Source organism: Pseudomonas sp. MWU318 (assembly GCF_016756945.1).
Taxonomy (GTDB): domain Bacteria; phylum Pseudomonadota; class Gammaproteobacteria; order Pseudomonadales; family Pseudomonadaceae; genus Aquipseudomonas; species Aquipseudomonas putida_A.
Genome location: NZ_JAESJL010000001.1, coordinates 680,214 through 703,616, shown reverse-complemented (window position 1 = coordinate 703,616; position 23,403 = coordinate 680,214). Strand labels below are relative to the sequence as shown.

The 23,403-nt window shown below is 62.4% G+C and carries 20 protein-coding genes; 17 read left to right on the top strand and 3 right to left on the bottom strand.

Features of this window, described 5'->3' with window-relative positions; genetic code table 11:
• The first annotated feature begins 1 nt into the window (after window position 1).
• From JN524_RS02910 to JN524_RS02880, 7 genes are all read left to right on the top strand, one after another.
• Window positions 2-1,732 (top strand): fumarate reductase/succinate dehydrogenase flavoprotein subunit, encoded by a 1,731-nt coding sequence (locus JN524_RS02910; RefSeq protein ID WP_202368401.1) that lies wholly within the window; start codon window positions 2-4, stop codon window positions 1,730-1,732.
• A 25-nt stretch (window positions 1,733-1,757) separates the two neighbouring features.
• The gene (locus JN524_RS02905) at window positions 1,758-2,003 is read left to right on the top strand and encodes a 4Fe-4S dicluster domain-containing protein (RefSeq protein ID WP_003225615.1); all 246 of its coding nucleotides are present in this window, start codon (window positions 1,758-1,760) and stop codon (window positions 2,001-2,003) included.
• A 230-nt stretch (window positions 2,004-2,233) separates the two neighbouring features.
• Entirely contained in the window at window positions 2,234-3,637 is a 1,404-nt protein-coding gene (locus tag JN524_RS02900) for an ABC transporter substrate-binding protein (protein WP_442964265.1), read from the top strand.
• A 135-nt stretch (window positions 3,638-3,772) separates the two neighbouring features.
• A complete protein-coding gene (locus tag JN524_RS02895; RefSeq protein WP_202368399.1) occupies window positions 3,773-4,555 on the top strand; it encodes an ABC transporter permease in 783 nt (260 codons plus the stop codon).
• Complete coding sequence (locus tag JN524_RS02890; RefSeq protein WP_202368398.1) at window positions 4,555-5,403, top strand: ABC transporter ATP-binding protein; 849 nt, start codon at window positions 4,555-4,557, stop codon at window positions 5,401-5,403. The genes JN524_RS02895 and JN524_RS02890 overlap by 1 nt, the downstream gene beginning before the upstream one ends.
• Window positions 5,400-6,362 (top strand): HEAT repeat domain-containing protein, encoded by a 963-nt coding sequence (locus JN524_RS02885; RefSeq protein WP_202368397.1) that lies wholly within the window; start codon window positions 5,400-5,402, stop codon window positions 6,360-6,362. Before JN524_RS02890 ends, JN524_RS02885 begins: the two co-directional genes overlap by 4 nt.
• Window positions 6,359-6,637: a DUF971 domain-containing protein gene (locus JN524_RS02880; protein WP_202368396.1), complete on the top strand. Its 279-nt coding sequence runs from the start codon at window positions 6,359-6,361 to the stop codon at window positions 6,635-6,637. The genes JN524_RS02885 and JN524_RS02880 overlap by 4 nt, the downstream gene beginning before the upstream one ends.
• Before the next feature lie 129 nt (window positions 6,638-6,766).
• Here the strand turns inward: JN524_RS02880 and JN524_RS02875 are convergent, their stop codons facing one another.
• The 3 genes from JN524_RS02875 to JN524_RS02865 all read right to left on the bottom strand — a co-directional run bounded on the left by JN524_RS02875 (window position 6,767) and on the right by JN524_RS02865 (window position 11,203).
• Window positions 6,767-8,425, bottom strand: a complete 1,659-nt coding sequence (locus tag JN524_RS02875) for a phosphoethanolamine transferase (RefSeq protein WP_202368395.1) — start codon at window positions 8,423-8,425, stop codon at window positions 6,767-6,769.
• A gap of 207 nt (window positions 8,426-8,632) precedes the next feature.
• Entirely contained in the window at window positions 8,633-9,370 is a 738-nt protein-coding gene (locus JN524_RS02870) for a TorF family putative porin (protein WP_202368394.1), read from the bottom strand.
• A 90-nt stretch (window positions 9,371-9,460) separates the two neighbouring features.
• The gene (locus JN524_RS02865) at window positions 9,461-11,203 is read right to left on the bottom strand and encodes an amidohydrolase (RefSeq protein ID WP_202368393.1); all 1,743 of its coding nucleotides are present in this window, start codon (window positions 11,201-11,203) and stop codon (window positions 9,461-9,463) included.
• Window positions 11,204-11,306: 103 nt separating this feature from the next.
• Between JN524_RS02865 and JN524_RS02860 the strand changes: the two genes are divergently transcribed.
• The 10 genes from JN524_RS02860 to JN524_RS02815 all read left to right on the top strand — a co-directional run bounded on the left by JN524_RS02860 (window position 11,307) and on the right by JN524_RS02815 (window position 23,240).
• Complete coding sequence (locus tag JN524_RS02860; RefSeq protein WP_202368392.1) at window positions 11,307-12,224, top strand: LysR family transcriptional regulator; 918 nt, start codon at window positions 11,307-11,309, stop codon at window positions 12,222-12,224.
• A gap of 116 nt (window positions 12,225-12,340) precedes the next feature.
• Window positions 12,341-12,958, top strand: a complete 618-nt coding sequence (lexA, locus tag JN524_RS02855) for a transcriptional repressor LexA (RefSeq protein WP_202368391.1) — start codon at window positions 12,341-12,343, stop codon at window positions 12,956-12,958.
• On the top strand, window positions 12,958-13,575 hold the full coding sequence (imuA, locus tag JN524_RS02850; protein WP_097087240.1) for a translesion DNA synthesis-associated protein ImuA: 618 nt from the start codon (window positions 12,958-12,960) through the stop codon (window positions 13,573-13,575). The genes lexA and imuA overlap by 1 nt, the downstream gene beginning before the upstream one ends.
• A gap of 7 nt (window positions 13,576-13,582) precedes the next feature.
• A complete protein-coding gene (locus JN524_RS02845; RefSeq protein WP_202368390.1) occupies window positions 13,583-14,998 on the top strand; it encodes a Y-family DNA polymerase in 1,416 nt (471 codons plus the stop codon).
• A complete protein-coding gene (locus JN524_RS02840; RefSeq protein ID WP_202368389.1) occupies window positions 14,995-18,072 on the top strand; it encodes an error-prone DNA polymerase in 3,078 nt (1,025 codons plus the stop codon). Before JN524_RS02845 ends, JN524_RS02840 begins: the two co-directional genes overlap by 4 nt.
• A 255-nt stretch (window positions 18,073-18,327) precedes the next feature.
• Window positions 18,328-19,014, top strand: coding sequence for a CsgG/HfaB family protein (locus tag JN524_RS02835; RefSeq protein WP_171061824.1), 687 nt, complete (start codon window positions 18,328-18,330; stop codon window positions 19,012-19,014).
• 28 nt (window positions 19,015-19,042) lie between these two features.
• Window positions 19,043-19,411 (top strand): DUF4810 domain-containing protein, encoded by a 369-nt coding sequence (locus JN524_RS02830; RefSeq protein WP_007969675.1) that lies wholly within the window; start codon window positions 19,043-19,045, stop codon window positions 19,409-19,411.
• Entirely contained in the window at window positions 19,408-20,067 is a 660-nt protein-coding gene (locus tag JN524_RS02825) for a DUF799 domain-containing protein (RefSeq protein WP_027613674.1), read from the top strand. Before JN524_RS02830 ends, JN524_RS02825 begins: the two co-directional genes overlap by 4 nt.
• Before the next feature lie 238 nt (window positions 20,068-20,305).
• Window positions 20,306-20,995: a GntR family transcriptional regulator gene (locus JN524_RS02820; RefSeq protein ID WP_202368388.1), complete on the top strand. Its 690-nt coding sequence runs from the start codon at window positions 20,306-20,308 to the stop codon at window positions 20,993-20,995.
• 133 nt (window positions 20,996-21,128) lie between these two features.
• Window positions 21,129-23,240: a hybrid sensor histidine kinase/response regulator gene (locus tag JN524_RS02815; protein ID WP_202368387.1), complete on the top strand. Its 2,112-nt coding sequence runs from the start codon at window positions 21,129-21,131 to the stop codon at window positions 23,238-23,240.
• Window positions 23,241-23,403 lie beyond the last annotated feature (163 nt).

Sequence of the window (23,403 nt, the reverse complement as noted above, 5' to 3'; positions counted from 1 at the left end):
CATGACCCGCAAGACCTTGGAACAGGAATACGACATCGTCGTGATCGGCGGTGGCACCGCCGGCCCGATGGCGGCGATCAAGGCCAAAGAGAAGAACCGCGACCTGCGTGTATTGTTGGTCGACAAGGCCAACGTCAAACGCAGCGGCGCGATCAGCATGGGCATGGACGGCCTGAACAACGCGATCATCCCCGGCCACTCGACGCCGGAGCAGTACACCAAGGAAATCACCATCGCCAACGACGGCATCGTCAATCAGGCGGCGGTGTACGCCTACGCCACTCACAGCTTCGAAACCATCGAGCAACTGGATCGCTGGGGCGTGAAGTTCGAGAAGGACGAGACCGGCGATTACGCGGTGAAAAAAGTCCACCACATGGGCGCCTACGTGCTGCCGATGCCGGAAGGGCACGACATCAAGAAAGTCCTTTACCGGCAGTTGAAACGCGCGCGGGTGAGCATCACCAACCGGCTGGTCTGCACCCGTTTGCTCACCGACGAGGAGGGCGCGGTCAACGGGGTGATGGGCTTCGATTGCCGCAGCGCTGACTTCCATGTGATCAAGGCCAAAGCGGTGATCCTCGCGTGCGGCGCGGCCGGTCGCCTCGGTCTGCCATCCTCGGGTTACCTGATGGGCACCTACGAGAACCCGACCAACGCCGGCGACGGCTACGCCATGGCGTATCACGCCGGGGCCGAGCTGGCCAACCTCGAATGCTTCCAGATCAACCCGTTGATCAAGGACTACAACGGCCCGGCCTGCGCCTACGTCACCGGCCCGCTCGGCGGCTACACCGCCAACAACAAGGGCGAACGCTTCATCGAGTGCGACTACTGGAGCGGGCAGATGATGTGGGAGTTCCACCAGGAACTGGAAAGCGGCAATGGCCCGGTGTTTCTCAAACTCGATCACTTGGCCGAGGAAACCATCCAGAACATCGAAGAGATCTTGCACAGTAACGAGCGCCCGAGTCGTGGTCAGTTCCACGCCAATCGCGGCACCGATTACCGCACGCAGATGGTCGAGATGCACATCTCGGAGATCGGTTTTTGCAGCGGCCATTCGGCGTCCGGGGTATGGGTCAACGAGCGGGCCGAGACCTCGGTGAAAGGCTTGTACTCGGCGGGTGACATGGCCGCCGTGCCGCACAACTACATGCTCGGCGCGTTCACCTACGGCTGGTTTGCCGGGCACAACGCGGCGGATTTTGTCGCCGGGCGCGAGTTTTCCGCGCTGGATGCCGCACAGATCGAAAAGGAGCAAGCGCGGGTCTATGCGCCGCTGGATCGCGAACAGGGTCTGCCGCCGGCGCAGGTCGAGTACAAGCTGCGGCGCTTCGTCAACGACTACCTGCAACCGCCGAAAGTGACCAAAAAAATGCAGATCGGCTTGCAGCGTTTCAGCGACATCGAACGCGACCTCGATCAGATGAAGGCTAACAACGCTCACGAACTGATGCGCGCGATGGAAACCAGCGTGATCCGCGACTGCGCCGAAATGGCCGCGCGCGCCTCGCTGTTCCGCGCCGAGAGCCGCTGGGGCCTGTACCACTACCGCGTCGATCACCCGCAGCGTAACGACAGTGAGTGGTTCTGCCACTGTCATTTGAAGAAGGGCGAAGACGGCCGGATGACCAGTTTCAAGAAACCTGTCGAGCCGTACATCATCCCGCTCGATGCCGAAGAAATGCAGGCTTACGACCGCTTGCGGGTGGGCGCTTTCGCCGCTTGATGCATAACCAGAGAGAGTCTGAACCATGGCCTATCAAGCCCAGGAAATCTTCTTCCGCTCCAACGCCCCGGTCACTGTGGACGAGGACAAATGCATCGCCGAAAAGGGCTGCACCGTGTGCGTCGACGTCTGCCCGATGGACCTGCTGGCAATCAACCCGGCCACACAAAAGGCCTACATGGCGTTCGATGAATGCTGGTACTGCATGCCGTGTGAGAAGGATTGCCCGACCGGTGCCGTAAAGGTCGACATCCCCTATCTCCTGCGCTGAACCCGATCCATTGTGGGAGCGAGCCTGCTCGCGAATGCGGTGATCCAGCCAGCACATCGACACCTGAAAAACCGCTTTCGCGAGCAGGCTCGCTCCCACAGGGATTTGTGGCAAGCCATCAGCTACCCGGAACACCCGGACGCTGGAAAAACCGAAACCCCCTCGTTTCCCACCGCGCCCTGATCGCGGCGGAGACGAACATCCAATAAATGATTCGAGGGGAAACACTCATGTTGCGTCCAGCAATTGCCGGTCTGGTACTGGCTTCATTCACCCTGTCGGCCTCGGCCGAAACCATCCGCATCGCCATCGGCACTCAGGACACCACCATCAACTGCGCCGCCGGCGGGCTGTTGATTCGTGAACTCGGTCTGCTCGACAAATACCTGCCGCACGACGGCGCCTACAAAGACGCGAAATACGACGTGCAGTGGAAGAATTTCACCAGCGGTGCGCCGCTGACCAACGAGATGGTCGCCGGCAAACTCGACTTCGGCGCCATGGCCGATTTCCCCGGCGCGTTCAACGGTGTCGCGTTCGAAACCGCCGGCAAGCACAGCCTGTTCATCAGCGTGCTGTCGGGCAGCATCAAGGGCAGCGGCAACGGCATTGTGGTGCCGAGCGCGTCCGGGGTGCAGGCGCTGAGCGAACTCAAGGGCAAGACCATCTCGGTGCCATTCGCCTCGACCGCCCACGGCATGCTGCTGCGCGCGGTGGCGGAGCAGGGATGGGATCCGCTCAAGGATGTGAACATCATCGCCCAGCCACCGGAAGTCGCAGGCTCTGCATTGCAGGCCGGCAAAATCGACGCTCACGCCGATTTCGTGCCGTTCGCCGAGCTGTTCCCGAGCCGTGGTTTCGCCCGCAAGATCTACGACGGTGCTCAGGCCAACGCGCCGACTTTCCACGGTGCACTGGTGGATCAGGCCTACGCGAAACAGTACCCGGAAATCGTCGTCGCTTACCTGCGGGCGAGCATCGAGGCCAATCAGTTGCTGGCCGCCGAGCCTGAGAAGTACAGCGAGCTGATCGCCAAGGTCAGCGGCGTCGATGCCGAGGTCAACTACCTGTTCCACGGCCCGCTTGGCGTGCAGACCCGCGACCTGAGCTGGAAGCCGGAATACCGTCAGGCGGTGGGCACGGCGATCGACACCCTGAAGCTGTTGAAGAAGGCTGATCGCGGCCTCGACCTCAACACCTTTATTGATGATCAGTACATCCGCGCCGCCTTCAAGGCCGCGAATCTGGACTACACCGCGCAACTCGCCAACTACGCGCAAACGCCGTTGAAAGCGCTGGATGCGGCGACCGGTAAAGCCATCACCGACTTCAGCCACGTCGCCGAAATCTGGGTGCGCGGTGAAGACAAGGTGCGCCAGTACGCCTCAGCGGAGTCGGCGTTCACCGCGCTCGCCGCACTGAAGCAGGAAGGCAAAAACATCCGCGCGGTGTATGCGCAGGCCAGTGACAGCGGGATCAAGCTGCTTGCCGATCAGGCGTGGTTCGCCAGTGACGCCAAGGGGCGGTTGAGTGCGTTCCTGCTCAAGGGCCAGGCGCAGCAGTTCGCGGCGGCGCAGGGTGGCAAGGTCTTCGACTTTACCGATGCCACGACCCAGGCCGTAGCCAGCCGCTAACCCGAGAACACCACGCTCCCTGTAGGAGCTGCCGAAGCCTGCGATCTTTTGATCTTGCTTTTTAAAATCAAAATCCAGATCAAAAGATCGCAGGCTTCGGCAGCTCCTACACGGGGCGTGGTGAAAGGAATATTTATGTTCAAATCCATTAAGCGCTGGGTTCCAAGGGCCGCGTCTTTGCTGCTCTGCCTGCTGTTCTGGCAACTCGCCGCCAGCCACCACTGGAACCTCGGCCTGGTCACCTTCGCCAACGTGCCCACCCCGTTGGCGGTGATCGAAGCGGCGTTGGGTCTGGGCGATTCCGGCAAGCTGCTGCAACACCTGACCGCCAGTCTCAGCCGGGTCTTCGCCGGTTACCTCGCGGCACTGGTGATCGGCATCGCTCTGGGCTTGGCCATCGGCCGCTCGAAATGGGCCGAAGACCTGCTGCTGCCACCGCTGGAAGTGCTGCGGCCGATTCCGGCGGTGGCGTGGATTCCGTTGGCGATCCTGATGTTCCCGTCGTCGGAGCTGTCGATGGTCTTCATCACCTTCACCGGTGCGCTGTTCCCGATCCTGCTCAACACCGTGCACGGCGTCGAAGGCGTTGATCCACGGCTGATCGCCTCGGCGAAAAGCCTCGGGGCAGGGCGCCGGGCGATTTTGCTTGAAGTGATTTTGCCCGGCGCCGCGCCGAGCATCATCACCGGCCTCGCCATCGGTATGGGCACCTCGTGGTTCTGTCTGGTGACCGCCGAGATGATCTCCGGCCAGTTCGGCATCGGTTACTACACCTGGGAGTCCTACACCATTCAGAACTACGCCGACATCGTCGTCGGCATGCTGCTGATCGGTGTGCTGGGCATGGGCAGCAGTCTGCTGATCAAGCGCCTGGGCGGGCTGTTCACGCCCTGGCATCGACCACGAGGAAAAGCCTGATGAGCGCAATGCAAACCCCGGAAGGGCGGATCGATATTCGCCAATTGTCGATCGTTCTCGGTGAGGGGCATCAAGCCTTCGAAGCCGTGCAGGGGCTGGATTGCCAGATCGAACCGGGCCAGTTCGTGTGCATTCTCGGCCCGTCCGGTTGCGGCAAATCGACCTTGCTCGGTGCACTCGCCGGGCACCTGCAAGCCCATGCCGGCAGCCTCAAAGTCGACGGCGGCGAGGTGTCCGGGCCGTCGCCGCAACGCGGCATGGTGTTCCAGCATCACACGCTGTTTCCGTGGCGCACGGTGCGCGACAACGTCGCTTTCGGCCTGAAGATGCGCGGCATCGGCAAAATCGAGCGCCAGCGTGAGGCCGACGAAATGCTCAAACTGGTGGGCCTCGACGGCTTCGCCGAGCGCTGGCCCGATCAGCTTTCCGGCGGCATGCAGCAACGGGTGGAGATCGCCCGGGTGCTGGTCAACCGTCCGCGTCTGTTGCTGATGGACGAGCCGTTCGGCGCGCTGGATGCCTTGACCCGCCTGAACATGCAGGAACTGCTGCTGGACATCTGGACGCGGATTCGCACCACCGTGGTGTTCGTTACTCACGATATCGACGAGGCGCTGTTCCTCGCCGATCGGCTATTGGTGATGAGCGCACGTCCGGGGCGAATCATCGAGGACCTGCGCCTGGACTTCCCGCGTCCGCGTACCAGCGAACTGGTGACCAGCCCCGAATTCTCCCGCCTCAAGCGCCATTGCCTCGACCTGCTGCGCCACGACAACCCCCGACCGCTGCCGCGCCTCAACCCGCTCGGCCTGCCTCCCGAAAACCCTTTGCCGCGATTTGCCCTATGACCTCATTTTTTGCTGTGACCGATAACGATGACATCCTCGCCCTGCAACCGCGTCTGACCGCTGACGATGCCGGTGTGCGGCGCATTGCCCTGATCGAACTGGCGGATCTGGAAGAACCGGACGGCCTGCTGTGGCTGGTCGAAAGACTGAGCGAAGATCCGGCCGAAGAAGTCCGCGCCGAAGCTGCGCGGCTGCTGGAAGCGTGGGAAGACGAACCGGTAGTGGCTGCGCTGTGCCGGGCGCTGACCGATCCGTCTGCGGCAGTGCAGGCCGCCGCCGCGCAGAGTCTGAGCCTGCTCAAGAGTGAAGCGGCAGGCCGGGTGATTCTGCCGTGGACCGATCATGCTGAAGTCAGTGTGCGAATCGCCGCGTTTCGGGCTCTGCGCGAGTTGCGTTTTGCCGATGCCGCGCCGGCAGCTATCACCGCATTGAGCGATGCCGATGCCAATGTGCGTCGCGAAGCCGTCGGTGTGCTCGGCTGGCTCAAGCAGCTCGACGCACTGCCGGCGTTGGCGCAACTGGCCAGCGCCGACCCGGACACCGAAGTGCGCCGCGCCGCCACCGGCGCCCTCGGTCTGGCGTCCGGCGCCGACGTGCTGCCAGCCTTGCGTCAAGCGCTGCAGGACGATGCCTGGCAAGTGCGCGAAGAAGCGGCCACGACGCTGGGCAAGGTCGGACACAGCGACGCCGGGCCGGCGTTGATCGCAGCCCTCGGCGATGACTATTGGCAAGTGCGCCTGCGTGCTACCCGCAGCCTCGGTCGCTTGCGTTTTGCGCCGGCGCTGGACGCCCTGATCGAGACCCTTGGCCATCGCATCAGCAACCTGCGCAAGGAAGCGGCGCTAGCCCTCGGTGAGTTGCATGATCGCGGCGCGGTGGCGGCGTTGCAGGCGGCGCAGGATGACGGTGATCCGGAAGTGCGCAAAGCGGTGCGGATTGCCTTGAGTCAGTTGCAATGAACCCGCTGTCAGTCGGCAATTCGCAGAGCCAGCAGACGTTGCGCCTGAGCTGGCCGGACGGCCGCGAATCGCTGTTCAATCACGCCGAACTGCGCCGCCAGTGCCCGTGCTCGCAGTGCCGCGCGTTTCGCCTGAAAGGTGTGACTCCGCTGGTGGATGAGCGTGTTCGCCTGATCGAGATCAACCCGCAGGGCTACGGCGTGCAACTGGTGTTCAGCGACGGCCATCAACGCGGGATCTACCCGTGGGACTATTTGGCCCAGCTGAGTGCTTGATATGCCGCAGCCTCCTTGTAGGAGTGAGCCTGCTCGCGATAACGGTGTATCAGCCGACATCATTGTTGAATGACACACCGCTATCGCGAGCAGGCTCACTCCTACAAGGGAATTTGCGCGATATGCGAGCTATTGCGCAGCCGTCATGGCTGGCCGGCACCCGCGAAACACATCCAGCCCCGGCTGATACAGCGCGGTCTTCACCTCGAACAACCCCAGCACCGAATGAAACAGGTTGTCATGGCTCAGATCCGGCTGCCCGGTCTTGCCTTGCAGGCAATCGCGATCAATCCCCAGTTGCGCCAGCGTGTTGCTGCCAAACCACATCACCATCGGCACATGGGTCTGCGCCTCGGGCGCCAATGCATAAGGCGCGGCGTGCAGGTACAGGCCGTTTTCGCCCAGAGATTCGCCGTGATCGGAGACATACACCATCGAGGTGTCCAGTGAGTCCTGATTGCGCTTGAGCAACTCGATGACCTTGGCGAGGAAGTGGTCGGTGTAGAGGATCGTGTTGTCGTACACGTTTACCAGTTCATCACGGCTGCAACTGCCCAACTGGTTAGTGTGGCAGATCGGCTTGAAGCGTTCCAAAGCTTGCGGATAACGCTCGTAGTATTCCGGGCCATGGCTGCCGTCGGCGTGCAACACGATGATCGCGTGGCCCTTGAGGCTGTCGATGTAGCTTTGCAGGTCGGCCAGCAGTGCTTCGTCGAGGCAGTTGTTGCCGTCGCAGAACGGCCCCGGCTGGTTCTTCGCGATGTCGCGGTGCGGCACGCGCAGGCAGGTGCCCTTGCAGTCGCTGTTGTTGTCCAGCCACAGCACCTGCACGCCGGCGCGTTGCAGGATATCCAGCAGGCCTTCGTAGGTTTTGCCTTTCTTGTCGCTGTAGTCCTCACGCGGGAACATCGAGAACATGCACGGCACCGATACCGCCGTGGACGTGCCGCAGGAGTGCACCTGGGTGAAGTTGAGGATGTCCAGTTTGCTCAGCTCGGGATTGGTCTCGCGCGCATAGCCGTTGAGCGAGAAATGATCGGCGCGGGCGGTTTCGCCGACCACAAACACCATCAGCGACTTCTTCTCGCGGCTGGCGGCTTTCGCGCTCATCACCGCGTCTTCACCGATGGCCTGCACCACAAAGTGCTTTTTGATGCCCAGGCGCTGCTTGGTGTACTTGCTGATGGCGTAGATGTAATTGGTCGGGTTGATGAAATGGGTGAGCTTGTCTTCTTCGCGGAAGATCGGCGCATAGGTCGAATAGAACGCGCCCACCGAGGCGCCGATCACCAGCACGCACGCGGCGATCACCAGCAGCTTGTTGAGCAGGCCGCGAAAGAACGGCCGATAACGCACCGGCCAGCGCCAGATCAACGCCGCCGGCAGCACGCCGAGCAGCAACACGTAAGCCAGCAGCTTGCCGTTGAACAGCGCGGCAGCCTCGGCGGGATTGGTTTCGAACACGTTCTGAATCATCACCGTATCGATGGTGATCCCGTATTCGTTCATGAAATACGCAGCGCAGGCCGAGAGCAGGGCGACCACGCTCAGCGCCGGTTTCAGCGTCCAGCGAAACGAAACGAGGGTCAGCAGCAGGGTGATCGCCGCCCACAGGAACAGACCGAACGAGGCGAAAAATGCCAGTTTGTGCACGCCTTGCAGGGTGATCAGCGTACCCAGCGCCTTCCAGGTCGCCAGGTTGTACAGCGCCACCAGTGCCAGGGAAAACAACAACACCAGGCGGGTGGAAGTGATGGACGGTAAACGCAGTCCTTTGCCCAAAGCCATTACAGACATTCCTCTACTCGAATAGAACACGCGCGGAAACGCGCGTAACTGTAGAAGAACAATAGTAAAAATTTCGTAAACATCCTGTAACAAACACCCCCCCATCCCATGTAGGAGCTGCCGCAGGCTGCGATCTTTTGATTTTGTTTTTTACGATCAAGATCAAAAGATCGCAGCCTGCGGCAGCTCCTACACGGGGTGGGGGAGTCAGAAAGATTTGCTCAGGCTGGCGACCACCGTCGCCGTGCACACATCCTTGAATCCCCAGTTGCTCAGGCACTGGTTCTGCGACAGATCGGTATCGATATAGCTCAGGCCCAACACCACCCCGGCCAGGTTGTGGGTCAGCTTGACCTCCCATTCACGGTAACTGTCCTCGCCACGCCCGGACGCCGAATACAGGTGCGGGTCCTTGAAATCCATGTTGCCGTAACGCAGCTTCAGCCCCGAATCGAATAGCAACTCGGTTTCATAACCGACATAGGTGTAGAGCGAGCTCTGCTTGCTGTCGATCCCCGGCGCATCGCTGGAGTAATACGCCGCCAGCTTCACCCCGTAGACGCCGAGAATTCCGTAGACCTCGCTCTGGTTGAACTGGCTTTCCCTGGGGTAGGCGTACTTGAGGTAACCCAGATCGAGGCTGACATCCTCGGTGGCCTGCCACAGCCAGCCGGCGTAGTAATCGACTTCCTGCCGGGTTTTCAGGCCACCGCCAAAATCGACGTTGGAGCTCCAGGCACCCACGTACAGGCCGCTGCTGTGGGCCAGGGTCAGACCGGCCTGCACGGCCGGGTCATTTTGGGTTTGCGAGATGCCGCGGGTGCGGTAGTCGCTGGCCAGGGTCAGGTCGAGCAGCACGGCGAAATCGTCGTTCAGGGGGATCGCGTAACTGCTCAAGGGCAGCAGGCTCAAGGAACTCAGGGCGAGCAAGGGCAAGGCTTTCATGGAGAAGTCCCGATGTTGTGATTGTTATGGGGGCTGGATGCAAAACCTGTAGGAGCTGCCGAAGGCAGCTCCTACAGGGGGAACGGGTTGTTATTGGGTGGCGGTGTAGACCCGTCGTCCGCCAAACCAGGTTTGCAGGACCTGGGTGTCATGCAGGGCTTTTTCGTCGACGCTGAACACGTCGCGGTCGACCACAATGAAATCAGCCTGTTTGCCCGGCGTCAGTGAGCCGATCTGCTGGTCCAGGCCTATGGTTCGCGCCGCGTTGGCGGTATAGGCGTAGAACATGCTTTCGCGATCCAGACGTTCGTCGGCATTCAGCACGCCCAGCGGCCCGACGCGGGTGATGGCCTGGGCCATGGCGTTGAACGGGTTGGGCGACGACACCGGCCAGTCGCTGGCACCGGCAATCGTCGCGCCCTGTTTCAGCAGCGAGTGCGCCGGGTATTGATAGCGAAAGGCGAGGGCGCTGACGTAGGGCTTGATCATGTCGGTGGTGTAGTCATCGGCGCTGGCCCACAACAGTTGCATCGAGGCGACCACGTTCAGCGGTTTGAAGCGGGCGAACTCTTTCGGGTTGACCATCTGCAGGTGGGTGATCGAGTGAGTGATGCCGCTCTGCCGATCCTTGCGCGCACGTTCGATGCCATTGAGTGATTCACGCACCGCACGGTCGCCGATGGCGTGGATGTGCACCAGCCAGCCGTGCTGGTCGATGGCGCTGACCAGCTCGCCGAAATGCTTTGGATCGATCAGCAGTTCGCCCTGTTTGTGCGAGTTGCTGTACGGGTCGATCATCGCCGCGCTCTGCGCCGGGTACTCGATCACGCCGTCGGCGAAGATCTTGACCCCGGGCAGGGTCAGGTTGGGGATGCCCTGAAACTGCTGGCGCACCTTATCCAGCGTGTCGAGGTCGGCGGGCAGGCTTTTCGGGTTGGCCACCAGCAGCGCTGCAACGTGCACGCTCATGCCGCCGCTTTCCGACAGCGCTTTGTAGGCTGGCAGCACGCCGACGGTTTTCTCAGTGGGTTTGAGGGCGAAGACCGGTTCGCCCGGTGCGGCGTTGGCGGCGGGGTCCATCCACGCGGTGATGCCGAGGCTGTTGTTGAAGCGCACCGCGGATTTGGCTGCGGTGAGCATATCGGCCGGGCTCGGCACCGGCATTTTCGCGGCAACCCGGTCCCAGCCGGCATCGACCAGGAAGCCGTTGGGCTCGCCGTTGGCCAGTTTGCCGATCGTGTCTTGTTCCGAAGAGGGCAGGGTCTTGAGCAACGCCGCGTCGATACCGGCGCGCTTGAGCATCACGTTGTTGGCCCACGCGGTGTGGTGATCGCTGCCGGTGAACACCACCGGCACGTCAGCCCATTCGCCGTGGTTGAAGGTCTTGCTCAGCGCTTCGGCCTGCGCCCAGTACGCTGAGCTCATGCCGGCAATGCTCAGCACATCGCCATGTCTGGCCTTGCCGTCGTCACGCCAGGCGCGCAGGCGTTTTTCCAGTTCGTCGAGGGCGACGACTTCGTCTTCCATGTTGGCCGAGACCATTTCCAGGCCACCGAAAATCGCGTGGGAATGGCTGTCGATCAAACCTGGCATCAGCGTCTTGCCGCCGAGGTCGATCACCTGGGTACCGGACTCGATCAGCGCCTTGATCTGCGCATCGCTGCCGACTTTCAGCACCTTGCCGTTTTCCACGGCCAACGCCTGCACCTTCGGTTGCGAACGGTCGGCGGTGAAAATCTTGCCGTTGACCAGTACCAGATCGGTGGCGGCCATGGCTTCCATCGAGGCAAAACTTACAGCGCTAACCAGCAGGCTCGGGATGAATCTTTTCATTGAAGATTTCCTTGTTATTGCGTCTGATGGCCAGATTAGTGGCTGATGCTGGCCGACAGAATGCCTCCCTCACGAAAAACGTTTTTGCCTGAATGGAAAAAGCATGGACAAGCTGGGTGCACTGAAAATGTTCGTGGTCACCGCGCAACTCGGCAGTTTCAGCCGCGCGGCGGAGCAGTTGGGCAAGACCCCATCGGCGCTGACCAAAGCTGTCAATCATTTGGAGTCGGAACTTGGCGCGCGGCTGTTCGAACGCAGTACGCGGCGGATTCTGCTGACCGAAATCGGCCGCGTTTATCTGGAAACCGCGCGGCTGGTGCTGCAGCGGCTGGAGGAGGCCAGCGAGGAAATCGAGCAGTTGCAGCACGGTCTGCGCGGCAGCCTGAAAATCACCGCACCGCTGGCGTACGGGCGGGCGTTTCTCGATCAGGTGTGCGACGGCTTTTTGCAGCAATACCCGCAGATCAGCCTGCAAGTGGACCTGTGCGACGCGTTCGTCAATCTGCTGGAAAGCGGCTATGACCTGGCCTTGCGCGAGGGCCATGACGATCTGCCGGGGCTGATCGCCCGGGTGGTTGGCAGCAATCGCTTGGCGTTGTGCGGCAGCCCGGACTATCTGGCGCGCAAAGGGTTGCCGGTGAATCCGCAAACCCTTGAGCAGCATGAATGGCTGTTGTATCAGCATCCGTTGCTCAGTCGCGAGTTCTGGTGGGCCGAGCGCGACGGCCAGCGGCTGAGCCTGCCACAGCCGACGGCGCCGCGCTTGCGCAGCGACAATTACGACCTGTTGATGGCCAGTGCTTTGGCCGGACGCGGTTTGCTGCACACGCCGCTGTGGAGCGCCGCGCCGTACATTGCCGACGGGCGTCTGGTGCGGGTCATGGCTGACTACGAAATCGACCCCGACACTTTCGGCCCGCACATTCTTGCGGTGTACCCGAGCCATCGACGGGCCACGGCCAAGGTCGTGGCGTTCATCGATTACATTGCCGCCTTCCTCGCCGAACGCGGCCTCAACTGACACCCGTTCCCTGTAGGAGCTGACGAGTGAAACGAGGCAGCGATCTTGTGATTTTTGTGGATCGCCAGCGCAGGCCGACTGGCGGTGCTTGTCAGTAAAATCCCACAGGAGTACAAATGTACTCCATGACCAATCTTACTCCTCGCCGTACCGCCATCCTGACCTTTATCCGCGAACGCATCGCCGAACACGGTCAGCCCCCAAGCCTCGCTGAAATCAGCGAGGCTTTTGGTTTTGCCTCGCGCAGCGTGGCGCGCAAGCACGTGCTGGCGCTCACCGAAGCCGGGTTTATCGAGGTCAATCCGCACCAGGCCCGGGGCATTCGTCTGCTCGGGCAAGCGCCGCGGCCGGAGCTGCTGGATATTCCCGTGCTCGGCCGGGTCGCTGCCGGCGCTCCGATCGGTGCCGATGCCGACATCCATAACCGCTTGATGCTCGACCCGGCGCTGTTCTCCCGCACTCCTGACTACATGCTGCGGGTGCAGGGCGATTCGATGATCGAGGACGGCATTCTCGACGGTGATCTGGTGGGAGTGAAACGCAATCCCGAGGCGCTCAACGGCCAGATCGTGGTGGCACGACTCGACGGTGAGGTGACGATCAAACGCTTCGAACGTGTCGGCGCTACGGTGCGCCTGCTGCCGCGCAACCCGGCGTACCAGCCGATTGTCGTGCGCGACGATCAGGATCTGGCCATCGAAGGGGTGTTCTGCGGTCTGGTGAGGCAAGGCTGATGGGCGCCGTCGTTGCACTCGATACGCTGTTCAATGGCGGCCAGGTCTGGAAGGGCCGGCCTGCGCCACCAGCCGCCAGCCCGCAACCCACCGGGCATGCCGCGCTGGATGCGGCACTGCCCAGCGGTGGCTGGCCGGAAGCGGCGCTGAGCGAAATCCTCCTGGCCGGGCCCGGGGTCGGCGAGTTGCAACTGGTGTGGCCGACGCTGGCGCGGATGTCGGCGGCGGGCGAGCGCATCGTGCTGGTGGCGCCACCGTTCGTGCCGTACCCGCAGGCGTGGGCGAACGCCGGGGTCGATCTGCGTCAATTGTCGGTAATCCAGGCCAGCGAACGCGATGCCTTGTGGGCGGCGGAACAATGCCTGCGTTCCGGCAGTTGCGGCGCGGTGCTGTGCTGGCCGCACAAGGCCGATGACCGAGCGTTGCGGCGTTTGCAGGTGGCGGCGGAAACCGGCCAGACCCTGGCGTTTGCCTGGCGCCCGCTGAGCGAGGCGATCAACCCGTCGCCGGCCGCGTTGCGTATTGCCATCGACGCCAGACCGGCCCAGTTGCGCGTGCTCAAGTGCCGTGGCGGACTGGCGCGCACGGCGCCGATTGCCTTTGCCGTGGGGCACTGAGGTCGTCATGCGCTGGGTGTGTATTCTGTTCCCGCAATTGGCCCTCGACGCGGTGCTGCGTCAGCGTGCCGATCCTTCTGAGCCGTTGGTGCTGCTCAGCGGCCCGGCCCAGCGCCGGGTGCTGCAAGCGGTGAATGCAGCGGCGCGCCAGCTCGGCTTGCGCGCCGGCCAGTCGATGACCGCCGCGCAGGCCCTAAGCAAAGGCTTTGCCACCGCCGATTACGACCTCGCCGAGGTCGAGCACTGGCAGCAGTTTCTCGCCGCGTGGGCCTATCGTTTCAGCGCGCAGGTCAGCGTGCATTATCCGCGTACCGTGGTGTTCGAGATCGAGTCGAGCCTGGGCCTGTTCGGCTCCTGGGCGCAGTTCGAAGCGCGGCTGCGCAAGGAGCTGACCGAGCTGGGTTTCCGCCATCGCATCGTCGCCGCACCGAATCCGGTGGCGGCGCGGGTGCTGGCCAACGCCTACGACGGTCTCGTGGTACCTGACGGTGAAGCCCTGCAGCATCACCTCGGAAAGTTGCCCGTCGACCGTGTCGGGCTGGAGCCGCAGGTCGCCACCGCGCTGACGCGTATGGGGCTGCGCAACCTGAACCAACTGCAGAGCCTGCCGCGTCAGGCCCTGGCCCGGCGTTTCGAAGCGTCGATGCTCAAGCATCTCGACACCCTGTTCGGTGCACGGCCGCTGGCCTTGGCGTTCTATCTGCCGCCGGATCGCTTCGATATACGCATCGAACTGAATTTCGACGTGCAATCCCATCAGGCGCTGCTGTTCCCGTTACGCCGCTTGACCGCTGACCTGTCGGCATTCCTCTGCGGACGTGACAGCGGCGTGCAGCGTTTCGACCTGCATCTGGAGCACGCCGGGCTGCCGGACACGCTGATCAAGGTCGGCCTGCTCAGCGCCGAGCGCGATCCGGCGATGCTCTTTGAACTGGCCCGTGGGCGACTGGAACAAGTCCAGGTCGAGGCCCCGGTGCGCGGCTTTCGCCTGCGCGCAGAAGACCTGCCGAGTTTCGTCCCGCAGTTTCAGGAACTGTTCGATGACCGTCCGCAACAGACCTTGCCCTGGGAGCAATTGCGCGAACGCCTGCGCGCACGGCTCGGTGATGACGCGGTGCAGGGACTGCGCTTTCAGGCCGACCACCGACCGGAATGTGCGTGGCAGAACGGCGTCGACAAGCAGCGTTGCAGCGGTTTGCCGAGCGTGCAGCGCCCGGGCTGGTTGCTCGGCGAACCGCAGAGTGTGCCGGAAGGTTCGGCGCGGATTCTCATGGGCCCGGAGCGCATCGAGTCCGGCTGGTGGGACGGTGACGACGTGCGCCGCGATTATTACCTGATCCAGAACCGCGCCGGTCAGCAGGGCTGGGCCTATCGGGCGGTGGGCGAGGGCGGTCCGTTGTGGCTGCAGGGCTGGTTTGCATGAGCGATGGTTATGCCGAGCTGCATTGCCTGTCGAACTTCAGTTTCCAGCGCGGCGCCTCCAGTGCCCTTGAGCTGTTCCAGCGGGCGAAAAAACACGGTTATCAGGCGCTGGCGATCACTGACGAATGCACGCTGGCCGGGATCGTCCGCGCCTGGCAAGCGGCGAAATCAGTGGAGCTGCCGCTGATCATCGGCAGCGAAATCCGCATCGATAACGGCCCGAAACTGATACTGCTGGTGGAGAACCTGGCGGGCTATCAGGCCTTGTGCGGCTTGATCACTCAGGCCCGGCGGCGTACGCAGAAGGGCCAGTACCAAGTGCTGCGCGAAGATTTCAGCGAGCCGTTGCCGGGGCTGTTCACCGTGTGGGTGCCGGACAGCGTCGATGACGTGGAGGAGGGCCGCTGGCTGAAACAGACTTTCGGCGAGCGTCTGTATCTGGCGGTGCAGTTGCATCGCGGGCAAGACGATCAGCGGCGGCTGGCGGCACTGCTGAGTCTGGCCGAGCAACTGCAGATCGCCGCCGTGGCCAGCGGCGACGTGCACATGCACGCCCGTGGCCGGCGCGCCTTGCAGGACACCATGACCGCGATTCGTCATCACGTCCCGGTGGCCGAGGCCGGGTTGCGCCTGCACCCCAACGGCGAGCGGCACCTGCGCAGCCTCGAGGTGTTGCGTGAGTTGTATCCGCAAGCGTTGCTCGACGCCTCGGTGCAACTGGCCCGGCGCTGCACTTTCGAGCTGAGCGAGTTGCGCTATCAGTATCCGAAAGAGCTGGTGCCAGAGGGGCACACCGGCAGTTCCTGGTTGCGCCAACTGACCGACGAGGGCATCGCCTGGCGCTGGCCGAAAGGGCCGCAGGCCAAAGTGCTCAAGCAAATCGACGATGAGCTGAAACTGATCGCCGAGCTCGGCTACGAGAGCTACTTCCTCACCGTGCACGACGTAGTGAGTTTCGCCCGCAAGCAAAAAATTCTCTGTCAGGGCCGTGGTTCAGCGGCCAACTCGGCGGTGTGTTTTGCCCTGGGCATCACCGAGATCGACCCGGACCGCACCACGCTGCTGTTCGAGCGTTTCATGTCGAAAGAACGCAACGAGCCGCCGGACATCGACGTCGATTTCGAGCACGAGCGCCGCGAAGAAGTCCTGCAATACGTGTTTCGCCGGTATGGCCGACACCGGGCGGCGCTGACGGCGGTGGTCAGCACCTACCACGCTGCCGGTGCGGTGCGCGACGTAGCCAAGGCCCTTGGGCTACCGCCGGATCAGATCAATGCACTGGCCGATTGCTGCGGCCACTGGAGCGACGAAACACCGCCGCTGGCGCGCTTGCTCGAAGGCGGCTTCGACCCCGACAGCCCGGTGCTGCGTCGGGTGCTGAGCCTGACCGGGCAACTGATCGGCTTTCCCCGGCACTTGTCGCAACACCCCGGCGGCTTCGTGATTTCCGAGCAACCGCTGGACACCCTGGTACCAGTTGAAAACGCCGCCATGGCCGAGCGCACGATCATTCAATGGGACAAGGACGACCTCGACGCGGTCGGGTTGCTCAAGGTCGATATCCTCGCGCTAGGCATGCTCAGTGCGATCCGTCGCTGCTTCGACTTGCTGCGCCGTCATCGCCATCAGGATCTGAGCCTGGCGACGATTCCTGCTGAAGACAAACCGACCTACGAAATGATCAGCCGTGCCGACACTATTGGCGTGTTCCAGATTGAATCGCGGGCGCAAATGTCGATGTTGCCGCGGCTGAAACCGGCAAAGTTCTACGATCTGGTGATCGAAGTGGCGATTGTCCGCCCGGGGCCGATTCAGGGCGGAATGGTTCATCCGTACCTGCGCCGTCGCAACAAGGAAGAGCCGACAACCTATCCCTCGCCGGAACTGGAAGTGGTGCTCAAACGCACCCTCGGCGTACCGCTGTTTCAGGAACAGGTGATGCAGATCGCCATCGTCGCCGCCGACTACAGCCCCGGCGAGGCCGATCAGTTGCGCCGCTCGATGGCCGCGTGGAAACGCCACGGCGGGCTGGAGCCGCACAAGGCACGGCTGGCCGCAGGGATGAAGAAAAACGGCTACACCGAGGAGTTCGCCGCGCAGATTTTCGAGCAGATCAAGGGTTTCGGCAGCTATGGTTTTCCCGAGTCCCACGCCGCCAGTTTTGCCTTGCTGACTTACGCCAGTTGCTGGCTCAAGTGCCACGAACCGGCGGCGTTCGCCTGCGCGTTGATCAACAGTTGGCCGATGGGTTTTTACAGCCCGGATCAGATCCTTCAGGACGCCCGTCGGCATCAGTTGCAGATCCGTCCGGTGGACGTGCGCGCCAGCGACTGGGATTGCAGCCTGGAGCCGATCAGCGGCGCGCAGCCGGCGATCCGCATGGGCCTGCGGATGATCAAGGGTTTTCGCGAGGACGACGCCCGGCGCATAGAAGCGGCGCGGGCGCGGGGGGCGTTCGCCGATGTCGCCGATCTGGGTGAGCGGGCCGCGCTCGACAGTCGCGCTCAGGCGCTGCTGGCCGACTCCGGAGCCTTGCGCGGGATGGCCGGCCATCGACATCGCGCACGCTGGGAAGTGGCCGGGGTGCAGAAACAGCTGGGCCTGTTTGCCGGTTTGCCGAGCCAGGAGGAAGCCGATGTGCTGCTGCCCAAACCGAGTGTCGGCGAGGACCTGCAGGCCGATTACGCGACAATCGGCACCACGCTGGGGCCGCATCCGCTGGCGCTGCTGCGTGGCGAACTGAAGGCGCGGCGTTGCCGCAGCTCTCAGGAGTTGCTGGACGTCGAGCACGGTCGGCCGGTGAGCATCGCCGGGCTGGTCACCGGGCGGCAGCGACCGGGCACTGCCAGCGGCGTGACCTTCGTCACCCTCGAAGACGAGTTCGGCAATGTCAACGTGGTGGTCTGGCGCGATCTGGCCGAGCGCCAGCGTCAGGTGCTGGTCGGTTCGCAATTGCTCAAGGTCGATGGCCGCTGGGAGCGGGAGGGCGAAGTACGGCATTTGATCGCTGGCCGGCTGAGCGACCTGAGTCCGTTGCTCGATGGCATCCGCGTACAAAGCCGCGACTTCCACTAACACAGATCCCCCTGTAGGAGCTGCCGCAGGCTGCGATCTTTTGATCTTGTTTTTAAAAATCCAAGTCAAAAGATCGCAGCCTTCGGCAGCTCCTACATTGGGGGATTTGTGGTGTTCAGATCAGCCAATCCATTGGCGTCAAAAAAACCTGTCTTCCATGATGGCACTTTGTCATAATGCCGGCCCTTTTCCGCTCCCCACTGCCTTGCCGTGCCGGGGCACACCGTTTTTTTTCAGAAGGAATGCACAGTGAGAATGATCTCCCGGATGTTGGTCTCAGGCGTTGCGATTGCCGTGCTCGGCACCCTCGCCGGCTCCCTTGCCGGGTGCGCCACCGAAAGCTCCCGCGCCCTGCCGGTGGCCAAGGTCGAGAGCGCCACGCAAGCCTGGAGCGGCGCTCGCGTACCGATGGCGGTGGGCAAGTTCGATAACCGCTCCAGCTACATGCGCGGGATCTTCTCCGACGGCGTTGATCGTCTCGGCGGCCAAGCCAAGACCATCCTGATCACTCACTTGCAGCAGACCAACCGTTTCTCGGTACTGGATCGCGACAACATGGGCGAGATCCAGCAGGAAGCGGCGATCAAGGGCCAGGCCCAGCGCCTCAAGGGTGCCGATTACGTGGTCACCGGTGACGTCACCGAGTTCGGTCGCAAGGAAACCGGCGACCACCAGCTTTTCGGCATTCTCGGTCGGGGCAAGACCCAGGTCGCCTACGCCAAGGTCAACCTGAACATCGTTAACATCAGCACCTCCGAAGTGGTGTATTCGACTCAGGGCGCTGGTGAATACGCCTTGTCCAACCGCGAAATCATCGGCTTCGGCGGCACCGCTGCCTACGACTCCACCCTCAACGGCAAAGTCCTCGATCTGGCCATGCGCGAGGCGATCAATCGTCTGGTCGATGGCATGAACGCCGGTGCCTGGAAACCGGGCAACTGATCGTTATTCATTGCAAGGAGCAACACCCATGAATCTGACTTTGTCGCGGTCGCTGCTGGCCCTGACGCTGGCCGCCAGCGCCTTGCTGGCCGGTTGCAGCAGCCCGAAAACCCTGTACCAGTGGGAAGACTACCAACCGCAGGTCTACGAATACTTCAAAGGCGAAGAGCCGAAAGAAGCCCAGGCCGAAGTGCTGGAGCGCGACCTGCAGAAGATCCGCTCCACCGGCAAGGCGGTGCCGCCGGGCTATCACGCGCACCTGGGCCTGCTGTACCTGAGCATGGGCAAGGACGATCAGATGGTGCAGCAGTTCCGCACCGAGAAAGCGCTGTTCCCCGAGTCCGGCCCGTACATGGATTTTCTGCTTAAAAACGCCAAGACCGGAGACGCCCAATGATTTCGCGCACCCTGAAACTGCTGGCCGCCGGTTTGGCCCTGACCGTACTCGGTGGCTGCGTCGCGCCGAAAACCGTGGATTACTCGGCGTACAAGCAGGCGCGGCCGAAGACCATTCTGGTGCTGCCACCGCTGAACACCTCGCCGGACGTCAAGGCTTCCTACAGCTTGCTGTCGCAGGTGACGTTCCCATTGGCCGAAGCCGGTTACTACGTGCTGCCGATCACCCTGGTGGACGAAACCTTCCGCCAGAACGGCCTGACCACCCCGGATGACATTCATCAGGCGCCGGCCAACAAGCTCAAGGAAATCTTCGGCGCCGACGCTGCGCTGTACATTACTGTGACCGAGTACGGTACGCGCTACATGGTGATCAGCAGCGAAACTGCAGTGACTGCCACTGCCAAACTGGTCGACCTGAAATCCGGCACCACGCTGTGGACCGGTTCGGCGCGGGCGTCGAGCGAAGAGGGCGGCAACAACAGTGGTGGCGGCCTGGTCGGCATGCTGATCACTGCCGCGGTGAAGCAGGTGATCAACAGTTCGACCGACGCCGGGTATCCGATTGCCGGCGTGGCGAGCAATCGTCTGTTGTCGGCCGGTCAGCACGCCGGTCTGTTGTACGGCCCGCGTTCGCCGAAATACGGTACTGACTGACCATCAAAAGATCGCAGCCTGCGGCAGCTCCAGGGGGAATGCATTCCAAATGCAGGAGCTGTCGCCGGCTGCGATCTTTTTGCATCATTACGGGCCTCTCGTTCACTTGACCCCACCTGACTTGCGATTCATCCCCTGCATCTCGACGCCGAAGGCGATATCCTGCGCCACACTTATCTGCGCAAACGGCGAATAACGCTGAAACACCGTGTTTGCCCGAGGCTAAAGGAGTGTTCGAATGACCGAGAAGAAACTGGAAACCACGGTCGACCGCGTCTACCAAGGGGTTTACCAGGCGATCAGCAAGCGTTCGCTGCGTCCGGGGATGAAGCTGGGCGAAGCGTCCCTGGCCGAACTGTTCAATGTCAGCCGCACGTCGGTACGCGCCGCGCTCAAGCAACTGGAAGCCGAGGGACTGGTCACCATCGAGCCGAATAAAGGTGCATCGGTGTCGCTGCCGAGCAACGAAGAGATCCGCTCGCTGTTCGAAACCCGGCGGCTGATCGAAATCGGTATGGTCACCGAACTCTGTCGGCGCAAGGACACCGCCGCCATGCAGGTCTTGCGCGAGCACCTGCTACTGGAGGACGCAGCCCACGCGGCAGGCGATCACGAGCAACTGATTTACCTGCTCGGCGAGTTCCACCTCAAACTGGCGCGCAGCCTCAACAACCCGGTGCTGCTCGACTGGTTCCAGAAGCTGATTTCCCGCGCCTCGCTGTACGTTGCCGCACTGGATGACGACAGCCATGAAGCCTGCCGTGACAACGAACATCTGCGCCTGATCGAATACATCGAGGCGGGCGATCAGAGCGCGGCCATCGAACTGACCTGCACGCATTTGAACGGCATCGAGAAGGCGATTCTCGACGTCGCGGCGAAGATGAAAACTGGCTACCATCCGCTCAAGCACCTGATCGGGGTCTGATCCGGGCCTGGTTTGAAATCGGCTATACCTCTAATGAAACCATTACGGCCGATGAGGCTCGAAACAGACGGGCGTCGCGGCGTTCGGCCGTTGCGATGTATCGGGCAAACACCAAAGGACACCGAGTCAATCGATGCAGTTTTTATCCGATAGCTACGGTTGTGAAGGCTGGAAAGGCGAGATGGCCGGGCGCATTTGTGCGTTCGACTGGCGTCAGACCGAACTCGGCCCGCTCGACACCTGGCCTGCCAGCCTGTGCAGTGCCGTGCAATTGATGCTGGCCTCGCCGTTGCCGATGGTCATGCTCTGGGGCCACGCCGGCTACATGATCTACAACGACGCCTACTCGCAGTTTGCCGGTGGCCGCCACCCCTATCTGTTGGGGGTGCCGGTGGAGCTGGGCTGGCCGGAAGTCGCCGAGTTCAACCGGCATGTGGTCGACACCTGTCTGGCGGGCGGCACGTTGTCGTACCGCAACAAGGAACTGGTGCTGTTGCGCGATGGCGTGCCCGAAGATGTCTGGATGGATCTGTATTACAGCCCGGTGGCCAACGATGACGGGGTGCCTTCCGGAGTGATGGCGATGGTGGTCGAGACCACCGAGTTGGTGCGTTCCGAGCGCCTGCGTCAGGCGGCAGAAGACGCTTATCGGGCCGACAACGAACGGGTGCGTCTAGCGCTGAATGCCGGGGCCTTGCTTGGCTCGTTTGTCTGGGACGTGAAGAACAATGTGCTGTCGGCCGATGAGCGTTTCGCCCGGACCTTTTGCTATCCGCCGGAGCAGGATCTGAGCAACCTGCCGCAATCCTTGACTGAGTCGCGGATTCACCCGGACGACCTGGCGTGGGTGCATGATCGGGTCAGTCATTCGCTGCAGACCGGCGAGCCGTACAACGCCGAGTACCGCGTGTTGCGGGCCGACGGCAGCTATATGTGGGTGCTTGCCAGTGGCGCATGCGAGTTTGACGAGCAAGGCGCGCCGCTCCGTTTCCCCGGGGTGTTGATCGACATCCATGAACGCAAGATCGCCGAAGAATCCCTGCTCAAATTCACGCGCAACCTGGAGCAGCGGGTGGCCAGTGAAGTGGATGCCCGGCTGGCGGCGGAAGAGCAACTGCGCCAGTCGCAGAAGCTTGAAGCCATCGGCGGACTGACCGGCGGCGTGGCCCACGATTTCAACAACCTGCTGCAGGTAATTGCCGGCAACCTGCATTTGCTGGCGCGGCATGAGCCGGACAATGCCAACGTGCAACGCCGGGTCAGCGCCTCGCTGGCAGCGGTCGAGCGCGGCGCCAAGCTGTCGTCGCAACTGCTCGCTTTTGCCCGGCGCCAGCCGTTGTCACCGGCGGTGTGCGATCCGCGGCAAATCTTCGACGGCGTCGGCGAATTGCTGCAGCGCGCGTTGGGCGAAACCATTCAGATCGACGTGCAACTGCCGCAAGAGCCGTGGCATATCAACGTCGACCGCAATCAACTGGAAAACGCCATTCTCAATCTGGCGATCAACGCCCGGGACGCGATGAAAGGCGAGGGCACGATTGTTCTCAGTGCCATTAATACTCGGCTGGACAGCACTTTTTGCGCGGGCAAAGGCATCGTCGCCGGCGATTTCGTGCGGGTGGTGGTCGGCGATACTGGCGTCGGTATTGCGCCGCAAATGCTCGAGCAAGTGTTTGAGCCATTCTTCACCACCAAGGCCGACGGACAGGGCACAGGGCTCGGTCTGAGCATGGTGTTCGGCTTCGTCAAACAGAGTGGTGGCCACGTCGAGATCGACAGCACCGTGGGCGAAGGCACGCGGGTGCAACTGTACTTTCCGCGCAGCCTGCGTCCGGTTCTCGATGAGACGCCGAGCGTCGACCTGCAACAGGGCGGCGGCCACGAAACCATTCTGGTGGTTGAAGACAACGACGCGGTGCGCGCCTCGGCAGTGGAGTTGCTGCGCGAGGAAGGCTACCGCGTACTGACTGCGAGCAATGGCGACGTGGCAATGCAGTTGCTGCTGGACGGCGCGCAAGTGGATCTGATTTTCACCGATGTGGTGATGCCGGGGCTGATCAAGAGTTCTGATCTGGCAGCCTGGGCCAAGGTGCAGACACCACCGGTGGCGGTGCTGTTCACCTCCGGCCACACCCGCGACATCATTTCACGCAACCACCAGTTGAGCCCGGACACGCACTTGCTCGGCAAACCGTATGGCCCGGAGGCGTTGTTGCAGATGATTCGCTCGGTGCTGAGCGCCTGATTCCCTGTGGCGAGGGGATTTATCCCCGATGGAGTGCGCAGCACTCCCCAGCATTTTTACAGCTATATGGGATTTGCAGTGACTGCGCCGGCTGCGCCGCCGATCGGGGATAAATCCCCTCACCACAGGGTTCAACTTCGCTCCTAATTTTTCTGCAGGGACC

Coding starts and splice junctions, on each gene's coding strand:
- JN524_RS02835 (WP_171061824.1), top strand. CDS start 18,328: ATGATCTCCCGGATGTTGGTCTCAGGCGTTGCGATTGCCGTGCTCGGC.
- JN524_RS02880 (WP_202368396.1), top strand. CDS start 6,359: ATGAACCCGCTGTCAGTCGGCAATTCGCAGAGCCAGCAGACGTTGCGC.
- JN524_RS02870 (WP_202368394.1), bottom strand. CDS start 9,370: ATGAAAGCCTTGCCCTTGCTCGCCCTGAGTTCCTTGAGCCTGCTGCCC.
- JN524_RS02840 (WP_202368389.1), top strand. CDS start 14,995: ATGAGCGATGGTTATGCCGAGCTGCATTGCCTGTCGAACTTCAGTTTC.
- JN524_RS02875 (WP_202368395.1), bottom strand. CDS start 8,425: ATGGCTTTGGGCAAAGGACTGCGTTTACCGTCCATCACTTCCACCCGC.
- JN524_RS02910 (WP_202368401.1), top strand. CDS start 2: ATGACCCGCAAGACCTTGGAACAGGAATACGACATCGTCGTGATCGGC.
- JN524_RS02865 (WP_202368393.1), bottom strand. CDS start 11,203: ATGAAAAGATTCATCCCGAGCCTGCTGGTTAGCGCTGTAAGTTTTGCC.
- JN524_RS02815 (WP_202368387.1), top strand. CDS start 21,129: ATGCAGTTTTTATCCGATAGCTACGGTTGTGAAGGCTGGAAAGGCGAG.
- JN524_RS02820 (WP_202368388.1), top strand. CDS start 20,306: ATGACCGAGAAGAAACTGGAAACCACGGTCGACCGCGTCTACCAAGGG.
- JN524_RS02900 (WP_442964265.1), top strand. CDS start 2,234: ATGTTGCGTCCAGCAATTGCCGGTCTGGTACTGGCTTCATTCACCCTG.
- JN524_RS02845 (WP_202368390.1), top strand. CDS start 13,583: ATGCGCTGGGTGTGTATTCTGTTCCCGCAATTGGCCCTCGACGCGGTG.
- JN524_RS02895 (WP_202368399.1), top strand. CDS start 3,773: ATGTTCAAATCCATTAAGCGCTGGGTTCCAAGGGCCGCGTCTTTGCTG.
- lexA (WP_202368391.1), top strand. CDS start 12,341: ATGTACTCCATGACCAATCTTACTCCTCGCCGTACCGCCATCCTGACC.
- JN524_RS02885 (WP_202368397.1), top strand. CDS start 5,400: ATGACCTCATTTTTTGCTGTGACCGATAACGATGACATCCTCGCCCTG.
- JN524_RS02830 (WP_007969675.1), top strand. CDS start 19,043: ATGAATCTGACTTTGTCGCGGTCGCTGCTGGCCCTGACGCTGGCCGCC.
- JN524_RS02860 (WP_202368392.1), top strand. CDS start 11,307: ATGGACAAGCTGGGTGCACTGAAAATGTTCGTGGTCACCGCGCAACTC.
- JN524_RS02825 (WP_027613674.1), top strand. CDS start 19,408: ATGATTTCGCGCACCCTGAAACTGCTGGCCGCCGGTTTGGCCCTGACC.
- imuA (WP_097087240.1), top strand. CDS start 12,958: ATGGGCGCCGTCGTTGCACTCGATACGCTGTTCAATGGCGGCCAGGTC.
- JN524_RS02890 (WP_202368398.1), top strand. CDS start 4,555: ATGAGCGCAATGCAAACCCCGGAAGGGCGGATCGATATTCGCCAATTG.
- JN524_RS02905 (WP_003225615.1), top strand. CDS start 1,758: ATGGCCTATCAAGCCCAGGAAATCTTCTTCCGCTCCAACGCCCCGGTC.